This is a genomic window from Halanaerobium sehlinense (genome assembly GCF_055379485.1).
The window spans coordinates 842,256-865,274 of the sequence record NZ_AP042442.1; the positions used below are offsets into that span (position 1 = coordinate 842,256).

A 23,019-nucleotide genomic window follows, 5' to 3' on the forward strand; every position below is an offset into this window, starting at 1 on the left:
AATGGAAATTTCAACTCAAGGAAGATATGGTGTTAGGGCTTTAATAGATCTGGCAGTAAATGCGAATTCTGGAGCGGTTTCACTGCGTGAAATATCAGAAAGACAGAATATATCAGAAAGATATTTAGAACAAATTTTTGCAGTTTTAAAAAAGGATGGCTTAATCAGAAGTGTTAGGGGTGCTCATGGTGGTTATTTGTTAAATAGAGCACCTGAGGAAATAAGCATGGCTGATATTTTGAAAATTTTAGAGGGTAAAATAGCTCCAGAAATTCAGATTGAAAATGAAAATAGTGAGGAAGCTGTTTTTCAATCTGTAGCTCAGGAGGTCTGGCTGAAGCTAGAATCCAGGATGCAGAAGTTAATGGAATCAATTACCCTTGCTGATTTAAGTCAGCGTGTTGTGGAAGTTCAAAAAGAAAAAGGAGAAGGGCATATGTATTATATATAATTTGACTCAATTAATTCCGAGTGTTATACTATGATTAAGATACATTACAGGGGTATAGTAAACTGAGGAGGTATTAAAATGGATCATCAGAAAATGCTGGAGGATTTTAAAAAACGTTTTAAAATATCTTTATTGATAACAGTTCCAATTTTAGTGCTTTCACCTATGATTCAGAGCTTTTTTGGTTATACATTTGAATTTGCAGGTAGTAATTATTTAATGTTTATCCTGTCTACAATAATATTCTTTTATGGTGGTTGGCCCTTTTTAACAGGCCTCAAAGATGAGTTAAGTGATAAAAATCCAGGTATGATGACTTTAATTGCCCTGGCAATTTCTGTTGCTTATTTTTACAGTTCAGCAGTTGTTTTTGGTCTGGAAGGTAGATTCTTCTTCTGGGAACTGGCAACTTTAATCGTAATTATGCTTTTAGGACACTGGATTGAAATGCGTTCAGTTATGGGAGCCTCTCAAGCGCTAGAAGAACTAGCTAAGTTGATGCCTGATCAGGCTCATAAAATTGTCGATGGAGAGGTAAAGGAAGTTAAAATAAAAGAGCTTAAAGAAGGCGATCAGGTTCTTGTCAAACCTGGAGAAAAGATTCCTGCTGATGGTGTAATTTATGAAGGAAATTCTTATATAGATGAATCAATGTTAACAGGGGAGTCAGAACCTGTAGAAAGAAAAGAAGAAGATGAAGTAATTGGTGGTTCGGTTAATGGAGATAGTTCAATCAAGATTAAAATAGAAAAAGCAGGAGATGAAAGTTATTTATCTCAGGTTATAGAGATGGTAAAGGAATCTCAGGCAGCAAAGTCAAAAACTCAAAACTTTGCCGACCGAGCAGCTTTCTGGCTGACCTTGATTGCTATTACTGCAGGTACTATAACTTTTGGCAGCTGGTTTTATATCACTGGCGATCTAGCTTTTGCGATTGAAAGAATGGCAACAGTTATGGTTATTACCTGTCCTCATGCTCTTGGACTTGCAATTCCACTGGTAGTTGCAGTTTCAACAACTTTATCTGCGAAAAATGGTCTTTTAATCCGCAACCGAACAGCTTTTGAGAATGCCCGCAAGATTGATACGGTGTTATTTGATAAAACTGGAACCTTAACTGAAGGTGAATTTGGAGTTGAGGCAGTAGAAACTTTTTCTGATGAATACAATAAGCAGGATATTCTGCAGAAAGCAGCCTCTTTAGAACAGGAATCAGAACATCCAATTGCAAATGGAATAGTAAAAAAAGCTGAGGCTGATCAAGTTGAACTGCTGAAAGTTGATGATTTTGAAATTATGAAAGGTAAAGGTGTAATTGGAAAGATTAATGGTACTGATCTGAAAGCTGTTTCTCCCGGTTATCTGGAAAATAATGAAATAGAAATACCTGAGGATGCTTTAAAAGAAGGTCCATTTACAGAAGTATTTGTCTTAGAAGCGGATAATTTAATTGGAATGATTAGACTGGCCGATCAGATTAGAGAAAGTTCTTATGAGACTGTTCAGAAACTTAAGGATAAAGGCATCAAAGTTAAGATGCTGACCGGAGATAATCAAAAAACTGCAGAATATGTAAGTAATGAGCTAGGCTTAACTGACTTTTTTGCTGAAGTTTTACCTGACCAGAAGCAGCAAAAAGTAGAGGAGCTGCAGGCAGAGGGTGACTTTGTTGCGATGACTGGTGATGGAGTAAATGATGCACCTGCACTTGCCAAAGCAGATATTGGGATTGCCATTGGATCCGGGACAGATGTTGCCGCCGAAACAGCAGATATAATTCTAGTTGAAAGTGATCCCATGGATGTACTAAAGCTGATTGATTTTGGTAGTTTGACATTTAAAAAGATGCTGCAGAATCTTTTCTGGGCCACCGGCTATAATGCCTTTGCAATTCCACTAGCTGCAGGAGTTCTGGCAGGTTTTGGTATTATGATTTCTCCTGCTGTTGGAGCTGTCTTAATGTCAATGAGTACGGTTATAGTAGCAATTAATGCTAAGATGTTAAAGTTTTAAATTCTGTTCTAACTGATAAATTGTTTTCAGAAAAAGCTAATAATAAGAATTTAATATTAATAGATTATTACCTCAGGTAACTTCAAAAACTTGTATTTTGAAGCTGGCTGAGGTTTTTTTTGCAAAAAATGATTTATATCATAGCTGTCTCTTTAATAAATAGTTATACTGGTGGTACAAGGTAATCAGGGAGGTTGGTTATGATGAAAAAGAAATCAAAAATCGTTATTATATCAGGAATATTAATCGGATTAGGCTGGTTAAGTAATTTTTTGAACTTTGATCCACTAATATTTAATACAGCAATGGTGGCAGCAGCAGTTGTAGCAGGTTATCAGGTGGCAATTAGTGCCTATAATACTTTAAAGATGAAGGTGATCAGTATTAATTTACTGGTGACAATTGCTGCACTAGGGGCAGTAATTATCGGAGAGTACTGGGAGGCTGCGGCGGTTACCTTTCTCTTTGCCTTTGGCTCTTACTTAGAAAGCAGAACAACAGCTAAGGCCAGAAATGCAATCAGAGATTTAATGGATCTGGCTCCTAATCTGGCGACAGTGATTAGAGATGGTAAAGAAAAGGAGATTGCTGCCGAAGAAGTAGAAATTGAAGAAAAAGTAATTGTTAGACCAGGAGAAAAAATTCCGGTTGATGGTACAGTAATTAAAGGTAAGAGTGAAGTTAACCAGGCGGCCATTACAGGTGAATCAGTACCGGTTCGTAAAGAAAAAGGAGATGAAGTGTTTAGTGGAACCATTAATCAGAATGGCTATCTGGAAATAAAGACTGAAAAAGTTGGAGATGATACTACTTTTGGCAGGATTATAGAATTGGTGGAGGAAGCTCAAGAAGAAAAAGCTCCCACTCAAAAGTTAATGGAGCGCTTTTCTAAGTACTACACTCCTGGTATTATTCTACTTTCAGTGATTTCCTATTTTTTCAGCGGCAGCATCCGGCTTTCTCTAACTTTACTGGTAATCGGATGTCCGGGAGCACTGGTTATTTCAACTCCAATTTCCATTGTAGCAGGAATTGGTAATGGTGCTAAAAATGGAATTCTGATCAAGGGAGGTGAGTATTTAGAAAAATCAGGTGAAATTGATATGCTTGCTTTTGATAAAACTGGAACCTTAAGTAAAGGAGAAGCAGAAGTTGATCAGATCATAACTTATAATAAAAGCGAAACGGAAGTGTTAGGGCTGGCTGCAGCTGCAGAATTTAATTCTGAGCATCATCTGGCCCGGGCCATCAAAAAGAAAGCAGAAAAGACACTGGAAGCTGAAATCAATTCTCCAGTAAGTTTTGAAACTCATACCGGTAAAGGTGTAAGTGCCAGAATCGATGGCAGAGAAATTGTGATTGGAAACAGTAGATTGTTTAACGAGCAGGGAATTGAAATTCCAGAAAAAATTGAAAAAAATAAGAATGAATTAGAAAAAATGGGTAAGACAGTTGTAGTTGTAGCAGAAGATGAGAAAATTGTAGCTCTAATTTCTATTGCTGATCGCCCCAGAGAAAACGCCTATCAGATTGTGAAAAAACTAAAGCAGGTTGGCATCAAAAAAGTAGTAATGTTAACTGGAGATAATGAGAGAATCGCAGAATCTGTTGCTGAAGAACTAAATCTTGATGGTTATAAAGCAGAATTATTACCTGAAGATAAAGTAAAGGCAGTAGAGGAATATCAAAAAGAAGGTTATAAAGTAGCAATGGTAGGAGATGGAATAAATGACACACCTTCTCTGGTAACAGCCGATATTGGAATTGCAATGGGGGCAGCCGGTACAGATGCTGCTATAGATACAGCAGATATTACTCTTATGGCAGATAATTTAGATAAACTTCCATATGCAATTGGTCTCAGCAAAGCAGCAAATAGAAATATAAAACAAAATGTAGTATTTGCTGTTCTGGTAGTTTTTGCCTTATTGGCAGGGGTTTTAGGTCAGAAAGTATTTTTGGCTTCTGGAATGCTGGTTCATGAGTTAAGTGTCTTAATTGTAATCTTTAATGCTATGCGTTTACTGAGATATGATGTAGCGTAAACAAATAATTTTAGTTTAAATATTTTTTAAAACTAAGTAAATAATAAAATTTGGAGGTCGGAAAAAATGGAAAAAATTAAACTTTATTTAGAAGAACTGAGCTGTCCTGACTGTGCAAATAAGGTAGAAAAGGTTTTAAATAAAACTGAAGGAGTCAAAAAAGCTGATGTTCATTATACAACCAGTAAAGCTAATGTAGAATACGATCCAGAAAAAATAGAAGTATCAGGTTTAAAAAAAGCAGTAGCAAAAACAGGATATAAGGTAGAAGGGACTAAATAATAAATAAAGGGTATCTGTTTTCTGTCTAAAATATAATTAAAAATTATAATAAATGGAGAAAGCAGGTAACTAATTAATATTAAAGGGTGATAGTATGGAAAACTGTGAGCATGAGGCATGTGTGAGAAAAGTACCAATTTTTTCTGATCTGGAGCAGGAGAAAATAACTAAATTAAATAATCTGGTTAAACAGAAAGAATTTAAAAAAGGTGAATTGATCTATCTGGAAGGAGAAGTTGGGAAAAATATTTATATTATTGAGTCCGGTCTGGTTAAATTATATCGCAGTAATGAAGCAGGAAACCAGTATATCTTAAGATTATTAAAAGAGGGAGATTTTTTTGGAGAGCTGGTATTATTTAAAAAAGAAAAGTTAAGCAGTAGTGCAGAAGCTGTCAGTGACTGTACTATCTGCTTTCTTCCTAAAGACAAACTGGAAAATTTAATTAAATCATCTTCAGAACTTTCCTATAAAATCCTGTCAGCAATTACCAGCCGCTTAAATAAAACAGAAAACAAGCTGCAGTCTCTAGCTCTTGAAGATGCAAAGGAAAAAACAATGCGTCTGCTGCTGGAGCTGGCTAAGGAGAGTGGAATTAATAGGAAAAACGGTGTTTTAGTTGAGTTACCCTTAAGTCGTGATGGCCTAGCAAATCTGATTGGAACAACTCAGGAAACATTAAGTAGAAAATTATCTGAATTACAGCAGGAAGGTATTATTTCAATCCAGGGACAAAAAAAGATTTTAATAAAAAATGATTAAATTAGATATTGCAAAATTTTTAAGATGCTTTTTCCTGTCGGGATAAGCATCTTTTTTTGACAGTTTTAATCCTGAGTGTTATACTATGCTTAAGATACTAAATAGGGGTATATAGTATTTTAATGAGGAGTTTTAAAATGAGTAAAAATAATGAGATTAAAAAAAGATATAATCGTGTTGCTCCAGTTTATGATTCTCTTGAATATCTGATGGAAAAAGGGAAAATGGGAGATTGGCGCCAGAAGCTCTGGCAGAAAGTAAATGATAGAATTAGTCAACTCAATGCAAATAATGATCACCTTAGATTACTGGAAGCTGGAGTTGGAAGTGGTAAAAATATTGAGTACTACCCGGATGATATTGAAATCTTTGCCATAGATTTTAGCCCCAGAATGATTAAAGAAGCAGAGAAAAAAGCTGATAAATATAATAAAAGGGTAAATCTAATTGAAATGGACATTCAGGATCTGAATTTTGAAGATAATTACTTTGATTTGATTGTCACCAGCTGTGTTTTCTGCTCGGTTCCAGATCCTGTTAAGGGATTAAGTGAGTTAAAAAGAGTTTTAAAAGAAGATGGACGAATCTTGATGCTGGAGCATATGCGGAGTCGGAATGAACTGGTAGGAAAATTTATGGACTGGTTTAACTGGGTCAGCCTCTACACCTGGGGTGCTAACATTAACCGCAGAACAATAGAAAATATTGAAAAAGCAGATCTTAAAATGGTTGAAGTAAATGATTTAATGTCTGATATTATAAAAGAAATTGAACTCAAAAAATGATTTAAACTTGACAAAAGAAATAAGGAATGCTATTATTATTTATACCCCCTACATGTATAATGTATAAAGGAGATGTTAAAATATGAAAAAAACAATTATCATAGAAGGAATGTCCTGTTCACATTGTGAAATGCATACTAAAGAGGAATTAGAAAAAATTGATGGTGTTGTTTCTGCAGCAGCTGATGCTGATAAAGGTGAGGCAGTTGTAGAATTAGAAAAAGAAGTAGCAGAATCTGAATTTAAAGCAGCGGTTGAAGAAGCTGGCTATGATTATATAAAAACTGTCTAAATTTAAAAAATTTTAATTAAAATATACACTGTAGGGGTATATTTTATAAATCATTAAATTCTTATCTGGAAGCTAAATCAGGATTTGATCCAACTATTAAAAGGATAATTAATTAGTACTAGAATATTATCAATTTTTTTGATCCATAAATTTATTTAAATAAACTATAAACGAGGTGTATATAATGGCTCAATCTCAAAGCTGGTGGAAGAAATTTGTTGATAAACTGGCTTCGGCTAATGAAAAGCAGTATGGGGATGATGTACCGGACTGCTGTGGAGATGGAAAAACTAAAAAAGAAAATGGGAAGTAATTTATAGATTAATTTTTAAATACAAAAGACTTAAATAAAAATAATTGTATCTAATTATGGAGGTGCACGATAATGGCAGAAAAGAAAATTACTTTAAAGATAACAGATATGAGCTGTGCAAGCTGTGCTCAGGCAGTAGAAAAAGGATTAAAAAAGGCTGATGGTGTCAGTGAAGCTCAGGTCAATTTTGCTGCTGAAAAAGCTTATATAACATTTAATCCTAATCAAAGCAGCCGAGAAAAATTGGTTGAAGTAGTTAAGAACACAGGTTATGGTGTTAAAGAGGAAAAAGAAAAGTTAAGTTTTGAAATAGATGGAATGACTTGTGCCAGCTGTTCGGCAGCTGTAGAAAAAGCTTTAAACAAAAGTGAAGGTGTTTATGAAGCCAATGTAAATATAGCTACAGAAAAAGGGACAGTAGAGTATAACCCGGAAATTTTAAGTAAAAATGATTTTCGTGAGATTGTAAAGAATTCTGGTTATGAATTAAGTCGTTTTGAAGATGAAGAGGTAGAGAAAAGCGGTGAGAGTACTGAAGATGAACTTAGTGATGACATGAAAAAGGTAAAAGAAGCCAAAAAGAAGATGTGGGGAACTTGGGCCTTTACAATCCCAATTATGCTCTGGATGATTCCAGAAATGTTCTTTGGTATTGCCTGGCCTAATATGCAGATTTTTAATTTAGGAATGATTGTTTTAGCAATTCCTCCACTTTTTGTTTTCGGACGCAAAACTTTTATCACTGCCTATAGAGCAGTCAGCCACGGTAGTGCCAATATGGATGTTTTAATTGCAATGGGTACTGGAGCTGCTTTTGTAACCGGTCCGGCTGTATTTTTTACTCCGATTGCTAATTATGCCGGAGTTTCAGCTATGATTATGGCTTTTCACCTAACAGGACGTTATATTGAAGAAACAGCCAAAGGTAGAGCTTCACAGGCTATTCGAAAACTGCTGGAACTGGGAGCTAAGACAGCAACAATCATTGAAAACGGGCAAGAAAAAGAAATTTCTATTGAAGATGTGCAGCCCGGAGATATTATGCTGGTTAAACCGGGAGAGAAAATTCCAACAGATGGCGAGATTGTTGAAGGTAAAACTACTGTAGATGAATCAATGGCAACTGGAGAATCAATGCCTGTTGAAAGAAAAGAAGGCGATGAAGTAATTGGAGCAACAGTTAATCAAAATGGATTGATAAAGGTTAAAGCTACAAAGGTTGGTAAAGATACATTCCTATCACAGGTAGTAAAAATGGTCGAAGAAGCTCAGGGAACAAAAGTTCCCATTCAGGAATTTGCTGATAAAATAACTGGAATCTTTGTGCCAACTGTCTTGATTATAGCAGTTTCAACTTTTATATTATGGTTGATTTTTCCTGAGTCATTAAGAGAAGTTGGTTTCTGGGCACAGAGCTTTTTACCCTGGGTTGATCCAACTCTAGGAACCTTTACTCTGGCAATTTTTGCAACAATTGCTGTACTGGTAATTGCCTGTCCCTGTGCTTTAGGGCTTGCAACTCCAACTGCATTAATGGTAGGAAGCGGAATTGGAGCTGAAAATGGAGTTCTAATCCGTAAAGGAGAAGCAATCCAGACAATGAAAGATGTGCACACAATTGTTTTTGATAAAACTGGAACTATAACTAAGGGTAAGCCTGAAGTAACAGATCTAACTGCAGCTGAAAATAGTACAGAAGATGAACTTCTGCAGCTGGCAGCAAGTGTAGAAGCTGGATCTGAACATCCTTTAGGAGAGGCAATAGTCCGAGGAGCTAAAGATAGAGAAATTGATATTAAGGAAATCAGCAAATTTAACTCGGTTACAGGCAAAGGAGTTAAAGCAGAAGTTGACGGAAAAGAAGTACTGGTCGGCAGCAGAAAATTAATGGAAGAAGCAGGTATATATACAGCTGATTTTGAAGCAGAACTAAAAAGGCTGGAAAATGAGGCCAAAACTGCAATGTTAGCTGCAGCCGATGGTAAGATGCTTGGGATTGTTGCCGTAGCAGATGCTCTAAAAGAAGATTCAGTTAAAGCAATTGCTGAACTGAAAAAGTTGGGACTTAAGACAGCAATGATCACTGGAGATAATCAAAGAACCGCTGAAGCTATAGCCAGAGAAGTAGGAATAGACCATGTAGTAGCAGAAGTTCTTCCAGATGGTAAGGTAGATAAAGTTAAAGAACTGCAGTCTAAATTCGGAGTTATCGCAATGGTTGGTGATGGAATAAATGATGCGCCAGCCTTAACTCAGGCTAATGTCGGTATTGCAATTGGTACAGGTACTGATATTGCAATTGAGTCTTCAGATATAACACTTGTTAGAGGAGATTTGTCCTCCGTAATTACAGCAGTTAAACTTTCACGAGCAACCTTTAAGAAGATCAAACAGAATTTATTCTGGGCTTTCTTTTATAATTTGATTGCTATTCCGGTAGCAATTTTAGGATTGTTACATCCTGTAATTGCTGAGATGGCAATGGCTACAAGTTCAATAAGTGTTGTTACAAACGCTAACCTTTTAAGAAGAGAAAATGTTCAGGCTGACTATAAATAAAATTAAAATATGTTTTCAAATATGATATAATGTAAAAGAGAGAGGAGTGATGTAATGAATTCCTTATGTGATCTGGATAAAAAAGAGTTAATAACTCGTTTAAGAAGAATAGAAGGTCAGGTTCGTGGACTGCAGCGAATGGTAGATGAAGAAAAATATTGTGTTGATATTCTGCATCAGATAAATGCTGTTCAGGGTGGACTCAAAAAAGTTGGGCTTAAGATTCTTGATAAACATGTTCACGGTTGTGTTCAGAGAGCGGTAAAAAATGAAGAGGGCGATGAAATTATTGATGAGCTAATGGATGTACTGGCTAAGTTTACTGATTAAGTTAAATGAAGATCTTAAATTTGAACTCAAAGCATTATATAAGATTATGAATAAAAGATAAATCTTTAGTTTGTCTATGGCATTACAAAGGAGGATTATCAAAATGAAGAGGAAGGTAATTTTAGCTTTAATTGCTGTTTTGTCAATTTTTATACTGGCAGCATGCTCTGGAGCTGGGGAACAAGAAGTAGCTCAGGAAACTGAAACTGCTGATACTGTAACCACAGCCTCAATTGTTGCAGATGAAGAAGCATTTGTTAATGCAGTAAGTGCTGACGGTTATTGGCTTGTCGCAACTTTAAATGATTTAACTTTTGAAGAAGCAATAACAGTTGAAGGAGAATTCTATGATGGTGGAGATTCTGAAAATGATCTCTACAGAAAAATTGCAGCATATGCTCAGGATGATCAGCGAAATATTACAGATAGATATACTATAACAGCTCCTGAGATGGTTATTAAAAGTCCTAATACTCGTTTCCAGGCTGGAACTTTTGTAGGAGATATTATTGTTGAGGCAGATGGATTTACACTTTATGATGCAGCTGTCGAAGGTAATATTTATTTTACTAATGAAGAATATCAGGATTCAGCGGAAATAACTGATGATAGTGAAGTTAGTGGAGTCATAGAAGTTAGAAACTAATTATAGCTTAAGTTAAAAGTTTTATAAGTCAAACACATAGAAAAAGCCAGGGTATATACCCTGGCTTTGATGATTTTATTTTCAATTATTTTACTTAGCTAAAATAGCTCTTAAGAACCAGATGTTTTGGCTGTAGCCAGCTACATGATCTTCAAAGGCCCCAACAACTTCGAAGTCACCAGCTTCATCAGCCTCGTTTCTGATTTCTGTAGCTAATTTTTTCATTTCTTTTAGATCAGCCTGAACTACATTTAATACTTCATCTACACCATACTTTTTAGAATCTAATTCTTCAATAGTTGCAGCTTCAGCATAATCATTTAGCTTCACTAATGGAAATTCACCTTTCATCTTCATGATTTCTGCAACTTCATCATATTTTTCAAAGAAATTATCATAAAGTTCTTCAGTAAAGTTGTGAACCTGCATAAACTGCTTACCTTCTACATTCCAATGTAAGTTGTGTAACTTTGTGTTTAATACCGCTAAGTTTGCTAAATAAGTGTTCATTTTTTCGTAATTTTTCATTTTGAATTCCTCCTGTTAATTTTAATTATTAGTAATGATTACTATTATCATTTTCTCTACACTTAACATGATATTCTATTTAGGTAGTTTTGTCAAGGTAATATTTTGTCTAATTTTGTAGATTTAAAAATTGTAAAATAGTTTACAAAAATAAAAGGAGTTTTTCTTTAAAATAGCAGGGTTTGCTGTTTTAAATTTCTAATAGTATAATTAAAATAAGAGATAGGGGGAGGCAGATGATAAAATCAACGAGACTTAATACAATTTTATATTATTTAAGTTATCTTTTATTTATACTAGCTCCAATTTTAACTATTCCATTAATTTTATCATTAATATATGTCGAAGGTAATCAACTATACAAAGGTTATTATTTTTCATTATTATTTTCTCTTTTAACAGCATTTGTTTTTAGGTCTTTAACTAATAAGAAGAATTTAAAAATTAATTTAACAACTGCCATGCTTTTGTGTGCTTTAAGCTGGATTATAATATCTTTATTTGGAGCTTTCCCCTTTATTATTGGGATCGATAAGAGTTTTATTGATGCTTTTTTTGAATCAACTGCCGGCTTTACTTCTGCTGGTTTGACAGTATTTACAGGTCTTAATTTTATGCCTAAGTCAATAATTTTTTGGCGCAGCTTAATGCAGTTTTTAGGTGGCCTTGGAATTTTAACTTTTTTCTTATTAATTTCAACCAGAGCTGGAGGAGAGGCCTGGCAATTTTTTAGTGCTGAGGGACATAAATTTAATGTATCTCATCCGGTACCCAATATCTTTAGAACTGTTAAAATTCTATGGATGATTTATATTTTTTTCATTTTGGCTGAAACAATTTTACTTAAATTTTTGGGTTTATCATTATTTGATGCACTAACCCACAGTTTTACTACAATTTCAACAGGTGGCTTTTCACATTATGATCAGAGTATTGCTTATTTTGCTCTTAATGGCTATCAGAACTACATAGCAATTGAATATGTTATTACTTTTTTTATGTTTTTAGGTGGGGTTAATTTTTTGCTTCATTATAGATTATTTACCGGAAATTATAAAAGCGTTTTAGATAATGGGGAGCTTAGAACGTATACTAAAATTATACTTTATTCGGCCGTCATACTTTCAGCTGTGATTATCATTTTAAATACAGCAGCTGCTAGTTCAGCTGAAGAAATATTTAGAAAAAGTCTTTTTCAGCTTACAGCAATTTTAACCACAACTGGTTTTAGCACGGAAAATATAGCTTCCAGCTTTTTTCCAGCAGCCGCCAAAATGTTATTCTTAGTTTTAATGTTAATTGGTGGTAGTGTAGGTTCAACTTCTGGCGGAATAAAAGTTATGCGGGTTAAAATATTGGCAGGACTTTTTAAACGAGATATTAAAAAGATTTACTATCCAGCTCATTCTGTTTTACCAGTTACAGTTGATAAACAAATTTTAGATAAAGATGAAGTGTTTAAGTTAAGTGGTATTTTTGCTTTTTGGTTATTTTTAATTGCAGTAGGAGGAATAATAATAGCTCTTTTTTCTAACTTAACTGCCTGGGAATCGTTTACAACAATGTTTTCAGCCTTAGGTAATATTGGCCCATCTTTTATTACAACAGAACAGCTGGCAGCTGCATCACCAGTAACTAAAATTGTGAGTATTATTGGTATGATTGCCGGCAGATTAGAAATAATACCTCTAATCATTTTACTTAATCCTAGGGCCTGGAAATCTTAAATAACTGTAGTTGTGTGATAAACATCACATCATTAAAGAAAAATTTCTCATATAATATAATTAAATAATTAAAATAAAGGAGAAGATCATGCAGTTAAAAAAATATATTACTATTGATCAAAGTAAATGCAATGGATGTGGGAAATGTATAACTCCCTGTACTAAGGGTGGAATAAAAATTAAAAGTGGTAAGGCAGTACTGGCTGCTGAATCATTTTGTGGTTCTTTTATTAACTGTATCAAAAAATGTCCAAGAGAAGCGATAACTATTCAAAGACGAAAATTATCTCAGGCTGAATTAGATAATGAAATAGCACCAAACGCAGGCTGTTTTTTCAGCGGCCGTTATGATGTAAATCACTGGTTTGAATAATTAAAAAAAGCCAGAAATTATCCACTTACATAGAGAACTTCTGACTCTTAATTAATATTTTATTAAAAGACTGTGCTGGTTTATTTTAACTGGCGCAGTTTTTTGATTCTTTCTTCTGTTGGAGGGTGTGAGCTAAATAACTTTGCCATACCTTCACTAGAAAGTGGGTTTAAAATGAACATATGAGCTGCAGCTTCATTTACCTGCATTGGCTGTCCCTGCAGACTGTATCGTTCCATTTTTTCTAAAGCACTAGCTAAACCCTCAGGGTTACCAGAAATTTTTCCACCAGTTTCATCAGCAATATATTCTCTTGAGCGGGAAATTGCCATTTTGATTAAAATAGCTGCGAGAGGTGCAAAAATAATAGCAACTAGCTGCAGTATGGCCCCAGCTCCATTATTATTGCGTCGGCCGCCAAAGATCATTCTAAATCTTCCCATTCTGGCCAAAAAGGCAAGTGCTCCAGCCATTACTGCTGCCATAGTGCTGATTAAAGTATCTCTATTTTTAACGTGGGCCAGCTCATGGGCAATAACCCCTTCTAATTCATCTTCATTTAATAAGCGAATTAATCCCTGAGTAACTGCAACTGCAGCGTGTTCTGGATTTCTTCCTGTTGCAAAAGCATTTGGCTGATTTGTTGGAGTTAAATAAATTTTTGGCATTGGCAGCTCAGCATTTTTCGTGAGCTTCCTTACTATTTGATAAATTTCTGGTGCTTCATTTTCATTTAAAGGCCTTGATTTAGTCATTTTAATTGCCAACTTGTCACTATTCCAGTAACTGATAAAGTTTATTGCAAGGGCAAAAATAAAGGCCATTACAATTCCATCCTCACCGGCGATCATTCCTCCAAAGAACATGAATACAATTATTAAAGTAAACATTAATAAAAATGTTTTTGTACGGTGCATTAAATCTCCTCCTTAAAGTAAAATATCTCTATTTCTAATTCAATTCTACAGCATTATTATACCTTATACAAATTAGAATTTGATGAGAAATCAGGACATTCAAATAGAGGATTTTTTCTGTTTTTGTTTAAATATTGTTATAATAAGAAAATTAATATATTAGATTTAATTATCTTACTATAAAAAGTTTTGCTAAAGGAGGTTAAATTTTGGATGCGACAACGATAACAATTATATTTATTGTTCTTTCAGCACTGCTGGCAGTTGTTTTAAGAAAAATCAAAAAAGATAAATGCCTTAAAGATTTTAGAGATGATATCGTCACTATAGAACTTTTAAATGGTCAGCAATATAAAGGAGAATTGAATTTAAAAAGCTCAGGTTTAAAATTTAACTATCCAGAAATGATTCAGGATGAACAGAATTTGAAATTTTTAAGTTTTCTGCTTTATAAAAATGAATATCCAGATATTCAGGCAGTTGTTCGTTATCACAAAGATCTAACTGCAGAAGGAAAAAAATTGAGAGAAGAAGATTTCAAGAAAACTTTTCATCCTTCACGCTGGCGCAAAATTAGACGTTCACTGATCAATTTTTTTAAAATTATCAAAGATGCTGTAATTGAAATTATTAATTTAATGACCAGCCACCTCTCTAAAACAACGCCAGTTGGGGCAGCAATCAGCAGTAACGATAGAGAAGTTAACAAAATGAAAAATGATCTTTATGGTCTGGTAGAAACTTCTTATGAACCACTGCTTGAGGATTATATAGGAGAAAGAGTAATTTTAGAACTAAAAAGGGGAAGCGAATGGGTTAAATATAATGGGGTATTAAAAGATTATACAGCAGAGTTTATTGAGCTGATCGATGTAGATTATGCTCCAGAAACAAGCGGCAGGATTGATGCGGATTTAATAGTTTTAAGAAAATATGGGATAGTTCGCAATTTAAGCAAATAGAGCTATTTCAAATACAAAAAGGAGAATGATTTTAATGCCATTTATTAAGATTCAGACCAACCAGAAGGTAGAAAAAGAGGAAAAATTATTAAAAAAATTATCAGCTGAGATGGCTGATCAGATTGGTAAACCAGAGTCCTATATTATGACAGCTTTGACAGCTAATTTGAAGATGACTTTTGGGGGCAGTACAGAAAAAACAGCTTTTGTTGAGGTAAAAAGTATTGGTTTAAAGCAGTCAATGACTGAAGAACTTTCTCAATTCATCTGTAAATTTCTTGAACAAGAACTGGAAATTGATCAGGATAGAATCTACATTGAATTTGTGGATGCTCCAGGTGCCATGTGGGGCTGGGATGGAGGCACCTTTTAGTTTGAGGGGAGGTATTTATGGCTGCACTGATTACAGGTTATTATATAGAAAAAGATTATATTAAAAAAATTGAAAATTTGTCAGAAGAAATTTCTAATAAAAATGAAGGCTCTTTTAGCTGGTATCACCTCAATGTACTGGAGATAGAAGCTAAAGACTGGTTAAAAGAAAAAAGTGGATTATCTGATATTGTAATTAAAGAACTGATTTCTGAAGAAACCAGACCCCGCGTTTTAAAAGATGAAGCTGGGATTTTACTTAATCTTAGGGGCCTAAATTTAAACCCAGATTCAGATGAAGAAGATATGGTTTCTCTGCACATGTGGATTGAGCCCGGCAGAATAATTACTACCCGCAGTGAAAGAGTCTTTACCATTGATGATATTGATAAAAGTTATCAGAATGGAGATGGACCGCGGACAACTGCTGATTTTTTAATTAAGGTGCTTGATGGTGTAATTGATCGGATCAGTGATTATATTTATAAAATTGAAGAAGAAATTGATGAGATGGAAGAAGAAGTTTTAACAGCAGAAAGAGCTAAACTGCGCTCAATGATTTCGGAGAAAAGAAGAGAAGCAGTTATCATCAGGCGTTATATAGTACCTCAAAGAGAGTCGATGGCTCGTCTTTACAAAGAAAAAATTGGCTGGCTCGATGAAGATGACAAGGAATATATCTATGAATTTTCTAACCGTTCAATTCGACAGATTGAAGAACTGGATACTATAAGAGATCGGGCAGCTTTAGTCCAGGAAGAATTAAACAACAAGATTAACGATCAGATGAATAGGACAATGTATATTCTTTCTATTGTCGGTAGTATTTTTTTACCCCTGGGCTTTTTAACCGGATTATTTGGAATTAATATTGGTGGTATGCCGGGGACTAATAACAATGCAGCTTTTGGAATTTTTTCGGTTCTAATGCTGGTGATTATTGGAATTGAATACTGGTTATTTAAACGGAATGACTGGATTTAAGAGGGATAAGATGATAAAATTTATAAATGGTAAATATATAAGTTAAAATTTATTAAGGTTGGTGTTTATTATAATGAGAGATTTAAGTCTTTTAACAGATTTTTATCAGCTAACAATGGCTCAGGGATACTGTGAAAAAGGAAAAACAGAGCAGGCAGTATTTGATCTTTTTTACAGAGAAAACCCCAGTGGTAATGGTTATGCAGTTTTTGCAGGTTTAGAGCAGATTATTGAATTCATAGAAAATTTAAAGTTTAAAGAAGATGATATTGAATATTTAAGGGAACAAGGTTTTAAGGAAAGATTTTTAGATTATCTGAAAGATTTTAAATTTACAGGTGATATTTATTCAGTACCAGAGGGTAGTGTTGTTTTTCCAAAAGAACCTTTACTTAAGGTAGAAGCACCTATTCTACAGGCTCAATTGTTAGAAACTCCACTTTTGAATTTTATTAATCACCAGGCATTAATTGCTACCAAAGCTGCCAGGATTAGTGAGGCAGCTCAGGGAAAAAATGTGTTAGAATTTGGACTAAGGAGGGCTCATGGTCCTGATGCTGGCATATATGGAGCCAGGGCTGCAGTCATCGGCGGCTGTTCTGGGACTTCTAATGTTTTAACTGGTAAAAAATTTGGAGTTAAGGTCAGCGGCACTCATGCCCACAGCTGGGTAATGAGTTTTGAAAGTGAATTAGAAGCTTTTAGAACGTATGTAGATAATTTTCCCGATAGTGCTATACTTTTGGTTGACACTTATGACACCTTGAAATCAGGAGTTCCTAATGCAATTAAAGTTTTTAAAGAGATGAAGGAAAAAGGGATCAATTCAAATTTATTAGGTATTAGACTGGACAGTGGGGATTTAGCCTATCTTTCAAAAGAGGCTCGTAAAATGTTGGATGAGGCTGGTTTAGAAGATGCTGTAATAGTTGCTTCTAATAACCTTGATGAAGATATTATAACCTCACTTAATCTGCAGGGAGCCAAAATTGATCTCTATGGTGTGGGAACAAAACTGATTACCTCTTATGACTGTCCGGCTTTTGGTGCAGTTTATAAGATGAGTGAATATAATGGTCAGCCGAAAATTAAGCTTTCTGATAATATTGAAAAAATGACAAATCCGGGTAATAAAAAGTTATTAAGAATTTATGATAAAAAATCTGGAGAAATTAGAGCAGATTTGATTGCTCTTAAAGAGGAAAAAATTACTGCAGACAGAGATTTGGTTTTATTTGATGCTAGAGACACCTGGAAAACTACTACTCTTAAAAAAGGTAATTACCAGATTAGAGAAATGATGGAGTTAATTTTTGAAGATGGCAAATTAGTTTATGACTCTCCTTCTGTTGCTGAAATTAAGGAATATGCAGAAAGAGAAAAAGATAGTCTTGGAGCAGAATATAAAAGATTAACAAATCCTCATATAATGAAAGTAGATCTCTCAGATGAGTTGTATGATTTAAAACAAAAACTGATCAAGGAAAACAAGATTGAAAAATAAAAATTTTGATCTCAACTGTAAGCTAATATAAAGAGGGAGGCCACAATAATGATTAGCAAAAAAGAAAGTGCAAAAGGTGCGTTGATGGGAGCTTTCATCGGAGAGGCTCTTGGTGTTGGACCTCACTGGTATTATGATCTGGAAGAAATGCGGGCTGAGTATAGTGATTGGATTAATGATTATACCGAACCTAAAACTGACAGATATCATGGGGGACTTAAGGCTGGAGAAATATCTCAGGCCGGGATTCTGCTAAAGATGATGTCTGAACATTTAATTAAAAATGATGGCTATGATCAGGCTGCTTTTTGTAAAATGATGGACGAAGATTTTTTGCCTAAAATCTCTGGGAAGGCGATGGCTGGCCCGGGAGGATATACAAGCCAGTCGATGCGGCACCTCTGGCGTGCCAGAGTAAAAAATGAGCTTCCCTGGGATCAGGTTGCTGGTAATGCCGATACTACTGAAGCGATTGAAAGAAATATTGCTATGGCAATTTTTTATGCAGAAGATCTTAAAGCTCTGAGCCTGAATATTACTGATAATACAGCTTTGACCCAGGCAGATAATTTGATTGGATCATTAACAGTAGCTTATAGTTCAGTCCTCGCTCTTTTAGTCCAGGGAGAAAAACTTGATCCAGAAATTTCTAAAAAACTTATGCGGGCTGTCGATAGAGGGGAATTACCTTTCCATAAGGTGACTTCTGATAATTTAAATCCACCTGCTAAGGATGATAATACAGTTAAAGAATCTGACCTCTATGGTGAGGGGATGTTTGCCTCTCCTGATGGGCTGCTTTCTCCTTCTTATATGGCTCGTGCAGCTGAGGATCAGGATATAGAAATTGAACCTGCCTGGAAGGCATCAATTGTTTATGGTATGCCCTGTGCAATTTATCATATGCTGCCTGCTGTCTATTATCTATCAGCCAGATTTAAAGATGATTTTGAAGCTGGAGTGCTCAATGCCCTCAATGGTGGTGGCCAGAATCAGGTTAGAACAATGCTGACTGGAGCTTTAATTGGAGCTCAGGTTGGTTTATCAGGTATCCCTGATAGATTTATTGAAGGACTACAGCAGAAAGATGAACTGCTAAGTTTAGCGGAAACACTTGCAGAAAAAATTAAATAAACAAATTTAATCTTAAAGCTGTTTTGATGTTTTTTAAAATTATCAGAACAGCTTTATTAGTTTTATTTCCTCAAATTAATAAAAAGCTCAAAATATTTACGGTATTCTTCTGCAAAAACACTGTCTTTTAAGTAAACAAAGTTGAATTCTCGCTTGATGTTAAAATCCATAATATTTAAAACTGATATTCTATCAGCAGCTAAATCATTTTTAGCTGCTGCCTGGTAGATAAAAGAAATACCCTTATCTTCTGCAACCAGTTCCTTAATAGCATTTAGGTTGCCAATTTCTATTTTACTGGCAAAACTTTTTGGATTTAAATTATTTGTATAAAGAATCTGTTCTAAGATTTCTCTGGTTCCGGAACCACTTTCTCGCAAAATTAAGCGTGAATTTAAGAGTTCATCCATTTTTAATTGCTGCCGACTTAATTTTGAGTTAGCTGAACAGATTCCAATAAATTTTTCCTTACTGAAAAGATGATGCCCAAACTTAGTCTTGTCAAAAAAGCCTTCTAAAACTGCAAAATTTATCTCTCCTGCTTTCAATTTTTCCAGCAGTGTTGCTGTGTTTTCGACCAGCATGTCAAAACTTAAGTCGGGACTCTTTTTCATTACCTGATTTAAAACATCAGGCATCACAAACTCGCCAATTGAGAGTGTTGCTCCAAATCTTATTTTTTGTTTAGGAGTTTTTTTGCTGATAGTTTTTGCTATTTCCTTACTATCTGCAATCATTCTCTCAGTATATTGATATAGTTTTTTACCTGCCTCTGTTATGTTCAGCTTTTTTCTGCTGTAATTAAATAATTTTACCTCATAATATTCTTCCAAATATTTAATGTGCTGGCTGACAGTTGGCTGTGTAATATGAAGTTTTTCAGCAGTTTTAGTATAATTTCTGATCTGGCAGAGCTCTAAAAAAGTTTGATGCCTAAAATCTATCATTTTTTATCTTACCTCCTAAATATCTAAAAAAGATATAATTATTAAACAGTTAACTATAATTTAAAATTATTGATTTATAAAATATTATAATTTTATTTTATCTATAATCTATTATAAAATCAAGATTACAAACATAAGGAGGAAGATAAAGATGAATAAATTGAGTGATTACTTAGCAGGAATCATCCTTACAATTTTATTAGCTTTGACTGCTAAGTCTTTAAGCAGCTACATACCAATGCATTTAATCAGCGGCAGTGTTCTGGCACTTATGCTGGGGATGCTGTTAAATCCAATTATTAGAGAAATACCTATTTTCAACAGTGGTATTAATTTTGTTTCAAAGAAGATATTAAAATCAGGAATTGTGCTGATGGGACTTACTTTAAGTTTTTCTCAGGTCTTATCTGTCGGAGGTTATTCATTAATTGTGATGACTTTTACTCTGCTGACAGCTTTTGGAGGGGGATATTTATTTGGTCGTCTTTTTAACATGAACTGGAAACTTTCGAGTTTGATTTCAGCAGGCACAGGTGTCTGTGGTGGTTCTGCAATAGCTGCAGTAGCACCAACAATTGAGGCAGAAAACAGCGATATAGCCTATGCTATTTCGGCAACCTTTATTTTTGATGTACTGATGGTAATTTTATTTCCAATTGCAGGCAGATATTTTGGTATGAGTGATTTAGGCTTTGGTCTCTGGGCGGGAACTGCAGTTAATGATACATCTTCTGTTGTTGCAGCTGGTTATGCTTTTTCTGATGCAGCAGGTGCCTTTGCTGTGATAGTAAAACTGACCCGAACTCTTTCAATAGTTCCAATAGTAATGATTTTTTCTTATATTAATGCCAGAGAAAATAAAAGACTCGGTCGGAATAAAAAAGAACAGGAAGAAAAAGTTGAAATTAAAAATATTTTTCCATACTTCATTTTATTATTCTTAATGATGGTTGCAGTAAAAAGTACAGGTTTTATTTCAGCTGATTTAAGTGGCAATATTGCTACAATATCAAAATTCATGATGATTATGGCTTTAGGAGCAATTGGTTTAACTACTAATTTTGGTGAGGTTTCTGAATCTGGTATCAAGCCAATGTTCCATGGATTTATTATATCTTCACTGGTTGTAATAGTTTCTTTCACAGTTCAATTATTTATTGGCCAGCTATAAACTTTTATTTTTAAATAATATCTGTTAAGATGAAGTCAAAGGAAGTGATAGTTAATATGGATAATAAAAAGTTTAAAGCATTGAAAGTAAGTGAAGTTAATGGAGAATATATAAGAGAGATTGTTGAAAAAGAGATCAAAGATCTGCCAGGAGGTGAACTAATAGTTAATGTTAAATATTCTTCTTTAAATTATAAGGATGCTCTTTCTGCAGCCGGAAATAAAGGAGTTACCCGAGAATATCCTCACACTCCCGGTATTGATGCAGCTGGTATAGTTGTAGAAGATCAGAGTGGAACATATAATGAAGGTGATAAGGTTATTGTTACCGGCTATGATTTAGGAATGAATACAGCTGGTGGATTTGAAGAATATATTAGAATACCAGCAGATTGGGCAGTAAAATTACCGGATAACCTGAGTTTAAAAGAAAGTATGATCTATGGCACTGCAGGATTTACAGCTGCTATGTCAGTTTATAAACTTTTAGAAGCAAATATTAAGGGTTTAGATATTCTGGTTACTGGTGCTTCCGGTGGAGTTGGAAGTTTTGCCTCTGCTATTTTAGCAAAGCTCGGTTATAATGTTACAGCAGCTACAGGTAAAACTGAGGCAGCAGCTTATTTTAATAAATTAGGAGTAAAAAATATTATTGATAGAAAAGAAGTTGATGATGATTCTGGCAAAATGCTTTTGAGAGAAAAATGGGATGGAGTTATTGATACAGTAGGAGGAAACATGCTGTCTACAGCAATTAAATCCACCAGCTATGATGGAGCGGTGACCTGCTGCGGAAATGTAGCTTCTGCAAAATTAGATTTAAATGTCTATCCTTTTATTTTAAGAGGAGTCAGCTTAATTGGTATAGATTCAGTCCAGTGTGAAAGAAAATTAAGAGAAGATATCTGGCAGAAAATTGCCTCAGACTGGAAAATAGAACAGCTTGCTGATTTTTCTACAGAAATAATTTTAGATAATTTAAACGATCAGATTGAGAAAATGCTGGCTGGAAATTCTAAAGGAAGAGTAGTTGTTAAACTATAATTTTTAACAAACCAAATAATTTTTTTAAGATGAGCAGCTGTTTTTGCAGCTGCTCTTTTTTTTACCAAAGACTAAAATTGTTTTAAAAAATTCATAGTTTCTTCATATTTATGTATTATAATTGTTTTAGATTAAGAAAGATAGGACGGGAAAAGTTTATATTTAACAATCACGATATTTTGTTGACAGTTTTAATTCTGAGTGTTATACTATGTTTAAGATACCTAATAGGGGTATAGAAAAAGTTTGATTTAAGTTTACAAGGAGGGTAATTGAAATGAAAAAAAATATAATAATTACTTTAATTATACTAACAGTTATTGGTGTGGGCGCTAATTTAGTCTTTGCTCAACCTGGATTTGGACCTGGAATGATGGGTATGGGTCCAGGTATGATGGAATCAGTAAACAGTGAGTATGAGTTTTTAGTAAAAATGATACCTCACCATGAAGAAGCAGTTTATAATGCTAAAATATTACGAGATAATACCAATCGAGAAGAAATGAGAGAATTTGCAAAAGATATTATAGAAGTTCAAACTCAAGAAATTGAAGAAATGGAAAAGTATTTAGCTGAGTGGTATCCAGATAGAACAAATAATTATCAGTATCAGCCAATGATGGGGGATTATCAGGGCTTATCAGGCGAGGAACTGGATTATGAATTTCTACAGGATATGATTTTTCATCATATGGGAGCAGTTATGATGTCTCAGCAGTTAATTATGCATGATCTGGCTGAACATCGATCGGTATATTTGCTTGCAGAAAGTATCAGAGATAGTCAGCGTCAAGAAATTTTTATGATGCGTGATTGGCTGGATAGATGGTATTAAAATTTCCTATTATCTATTATTAGAATAATTCAACGGGGGGATT

24 protein-coding genes are annotated in these 23,019 nt (G+C 34.4%); 21 read left to right on the forward strand and 3 right to left on the reverse strand.

Annotation, left to right across the window (positions count from 1 at the left end; genetic code table 11):
* Position 1: 1 nt before the first annotated feature.
* The 11 genes from ACZ446_RS04085 (at position 2) to ACZ446_RS04135 (ending at position 10,479) form a co-directional block, all read left to right on the forward strand.
* On the forward strand, positions 2-451 hold the full coding sequence (locus tag ACZ446_RS04085; RefSeq protein WP_290766597.1) for an RrF2 family transcriptional regulator: 450 nt from the start codon (positions 2-4) through the stop codon (positions 449-451).
* 78 nt (positions 452-529) lie between these two features.
* Positions 530-2,464 (forward strand): copper-translocating P-type ATPase, encoded by a 1,935-nt coding sequence (locus ACZ446_RS04090; RefSeq protein ID WP_464393865.1) that lies wholly within the window; start codon positions 530-532, stop codon positions 2,462-2,464.
* Positions 2,465-2,664: 200 nt separating this feature from the next.
* Entirely contained in the window at positions 2,665-4,509 is a 1,845-nt protein-coding gene (locus ACZ446_RS04095; RefSeq protein WP_464393866.1) for a heavy metal translocating P-type ATPase, read from the forward strand.
* A 66-nt stretch (positions 4,510-4,575) separates the two neighbouring features.
* On the forward strand, positions 4,576-4,791 hold the full coding sequence (locus tag ACZ446_RS04100) for a cation transporter (RefSeq protein WP_464393867.1): 216 nt from the start codon (positions 4,576-4,578) through the stop codon (positions 4,789-4,791).
* A 121-nt stretch (positions 4,792-4,912) separates the two neighbouring features.
* A complete protein-coding gene (locus ACZ446_RS04105) occupies positions 4,913-5,554 on the forward strand; it encodes a Crp/Fnr family transcriptional regulator (protein WP_464393868.1) in 642 nt (213 codons plus the stop codon).
* 137 nt (positions 5,555-5,691) lie between these two features.
* The gene (locus tag ACZ446_RS04110; RefSeq protein WP_464393869.1) at positions 5,692-6,339 is read left to right on the forward strand and encodes a class I SAM-dependent methyltransferase; all 648 of its coding nucleotides are present in this window, start codon (positions 5,692-5,694) and stop codon (positions 6,337-6,339) included.
* An 82-nt stretch (positions 6,340-6,421) separates the two neighbouring features.
* Positions 6,422-6,631, forward strand: a complete 210-nt coding sequence (locus tag ACZ446_RS04115) for a heavy-metal-associated domain-containing protein (RefSeq protein ID WP_464393870.1) — start codon at positions 6,422-6,424, stop codon at positions 6,629-6,631.
* Between the two features lie 184 nt (positions 6,632-6,815).
* Complete coding sequence (locus ACZ446_RS04120; protein ID WP_464393871.1) at positions 6,816-6,944, forward strand: LDCC motif putative metal-binding protein; 129 nt, start codon at positions 6,816-6,818, stop codon at positions 6,942-6,944.
* A 72-nt stretch (positions 6,945-7,016) separates the two neighbouring features.
* Positions 7,017-9,503 (forward strand): heavy metal translocating P-type ATPase, encoded by a 2,487-nt coding sequence (locus ACZ446_RS04125; protein ID WP_464393872.1) that lies wholly within the window; start codon positions 7,017-7,019, stop codon positions 9,501-9,503.
* 54 nt (positions 9,504-9,557) lie between these two features.
* The gene (locus ACZ446_RS04130) at positions 9,558-9,833 is read left to right on the forward strand and encodes a metal-sensitive transcriptional regulator (RefSeq protein WP_089656057.1); all 276 of its coding nucleotides are present in this window, start codon (positions 9,558-9,560) and stop codon (positions 9,831-9,833) included.
* Between the two features lie 103 nt (positions 9,834-9,936).
* On the forward strand, positions 9,937-10,479 hold the full coding sequence (locus tag ACZ446_RS04135; RefSeq protein ID WP_464393873.1) for a hypothetical protein: 543 nt from the start codon (positions 9,937-9,939) through the stop codon (positions 10,477-10,479).
* A 90-nt stretch (positions 10,480-10,569) separates the two neighbouring features.
* On the opposite strand, the gene ACZ446_RS04140 is transcribed toward ACZ446_RS04135, so the two are convergent.
* Complete coding sequence (locus ACZ446_RS04140; RefSeq protein WP_464393874.1) at positions 10,570-11,007, reverse strand: Dps family protein; 438 nt, start codon at positions 11,005-11,007, stop codon at positions 10,570-10,572.
* Between the two features lie 236 nt (positions 11,008-11,243).
* Between ACZ446_RS04140 and ACZ446_RS04145 the strand changes: the two genes are divergently transcribed.
* Entirely contained in the window at positions 11,244-12,734 is a 1,491-nt protein-coding gene (locus ACZ446_RS04145) for a TrkH family potassium uptake protein (RefSeq protein ID WP_464393875.1), read from the forward strand.
* An 88-nt stretch (positions 12,735-12,822) separates the two neighbouring features.
* Positions 12,823-13,107: an ATP-binding protein gene (locus ACZ446_RS04150; RefSeq protein ID WP_464393876.1), complete on the forward strand. Its 285-nt coding sequence runs from the start codon at positions 12,823-12,825 to the stop codon at positions 13,105-13,107.
* 80 nt (positions 13,108-13,187) lie between these two features.
* Here ACZ446_RS04150 and htpX read toward each other — a convergent pair whose 3' ends face one another.
* Complete coding sequence (gene htpX, locus ACZ446_RS04155; RefSeq protein ID WP_464393877.1) at positions 13,188-14,024, reverse strand: zinc metalloprotease HtpX; 837 nt, start codon at positions 14,022-14,024, stop codon at positions 13,188-13,190.
* 209 nt (positions 14,025-14,233) lie between these two features.
* Here htpX and ACZ446_RS04160 point away from each other — a divergent pair, with 209 nt between their 5' ends.
* The 5 genes from ACZ446_RS04160 (at position 14,234) to ACZ446_RS04180 (ending at position 18,980) form a co-directional block, all read left to right on the forward strand.
* Positions 14,234-14,986, forward strand: a complete 753-nt coding sequence (locus ACZ446_RS04160) for a hypothetical protein (protein ID WP_464393878.1) — start codon at positions 14,234-14,236, stop codon at positions 14,984-14,986.
* Between the two features lie 34 nt (positions 14,987-15,020).
* Positions 15,021-15,359, forward strand: a complete 339-nt coding sequence (locus ACZ446_RS04165) for a phenylpyruvate tautomerase MIF-related protein (RefSeq protein WP_464393879.1) — start codon at positions 15,021-15,023, stop codon at positions 15,357-15,359.
* A 17-nt stretch (positions 15,360-15,376) separates the two neighbouring features.
* Complete coding sequence (locus ACZ446_RS04170) at positions 15,377-16,342, forward strand: zinc transporter ZntB (protein ID WP_464393880.1); 966 nt, start codon at positions 15,377-15,379, stop codon at positions 16,340-16,342.
* Between the two features lie 73 nt (positions 16,343-16,415).
* On the forward strand, positions 16,416-17,846 hold the full coding sequence (locus ACZ446_RS04175) for a nicotinate phosphoribosyltransferase (protein ID WP_464393881.1): 1,431 nt from the start codon (positions 16,416-16,418) through the stop codon (positions 17,844-17,846).
* Between the two features lie 48 nt (positions 17,847-17,894).
* On the forward strand, positions 17,895-18,980 hold the full coding sequence (locus ACZ446_RS04180; protein WP_464393882.1) for an ADP-ribosylglycohydrolase family protein: 1,086 nt from the start codon (positions 17,895-17,897) through the stop codon (positions 18,978-18,980).
* A gap of 62 nt (positions 18,981-19,042) precedes the next feature.
* On the opposite strand, the gene ACZ446_RS04185 is transcribed toward ACZ446_RS04180, so the two are convergent.
* Positions 19,043-19,927, reverse strand: coding sequence for a LysR substrate-binding domain-containing protein (locus ACZ446_RS04185; protein WP_464393883.1), 885 nt, complete (start codon positions 19,925-19,927; stop codon positions 19,043-19,045).
* A 151-nt stretch (positions 19,928-20,078) separates the two neighbouring features.
* Between ACZ446_RS04185 and ACZ446_RS04190 the strand changes: the two genes are divergently transcribed.
* The 3 genes from ACZ446_RS04190 to ACZ446_RS04200 all read left to right on the forward strand — a co-directional run bounded on the left by ACZ446_RS04190 (position 20,079) and on the right by ACZ446_RS04200 (position 22,976).
* Entirely contained in the window at positions 20,079-21,098 is a 1,020-nt protein-coding gene (locus ACZ446_RS04190) for a YeiH family protein (protein WP_464393884.1), read from the forward strand.
* A gap of 56 nt (positions 21,099-21,154) precedes the next feature.
* Positions 21,155-22,141, forward strand: coding sequence for a YhdH/YhfP family quinone oxidoreductase (locus tag ACZ446_RS04195; protein ID WP_464394371.1), 987 nt, complete (start codon positions 21,155-21,157; stop codon positions 22,139-22,141).
* 277 nt (positions 22,142-22,418) lie between these two features.
* Positions 22,419-22,976, forward strand: a complete 558-nt coding sequence (locus tag ACZ446_RS04200) for a DUF305 domain-containing protein (protein WP_464393885.1) — start codon at positions 22,419-22,421, stop codon at positions 22,974-22,976.
* Positions 22,977-23,019 lie beyond the last annotated feature (43 nt).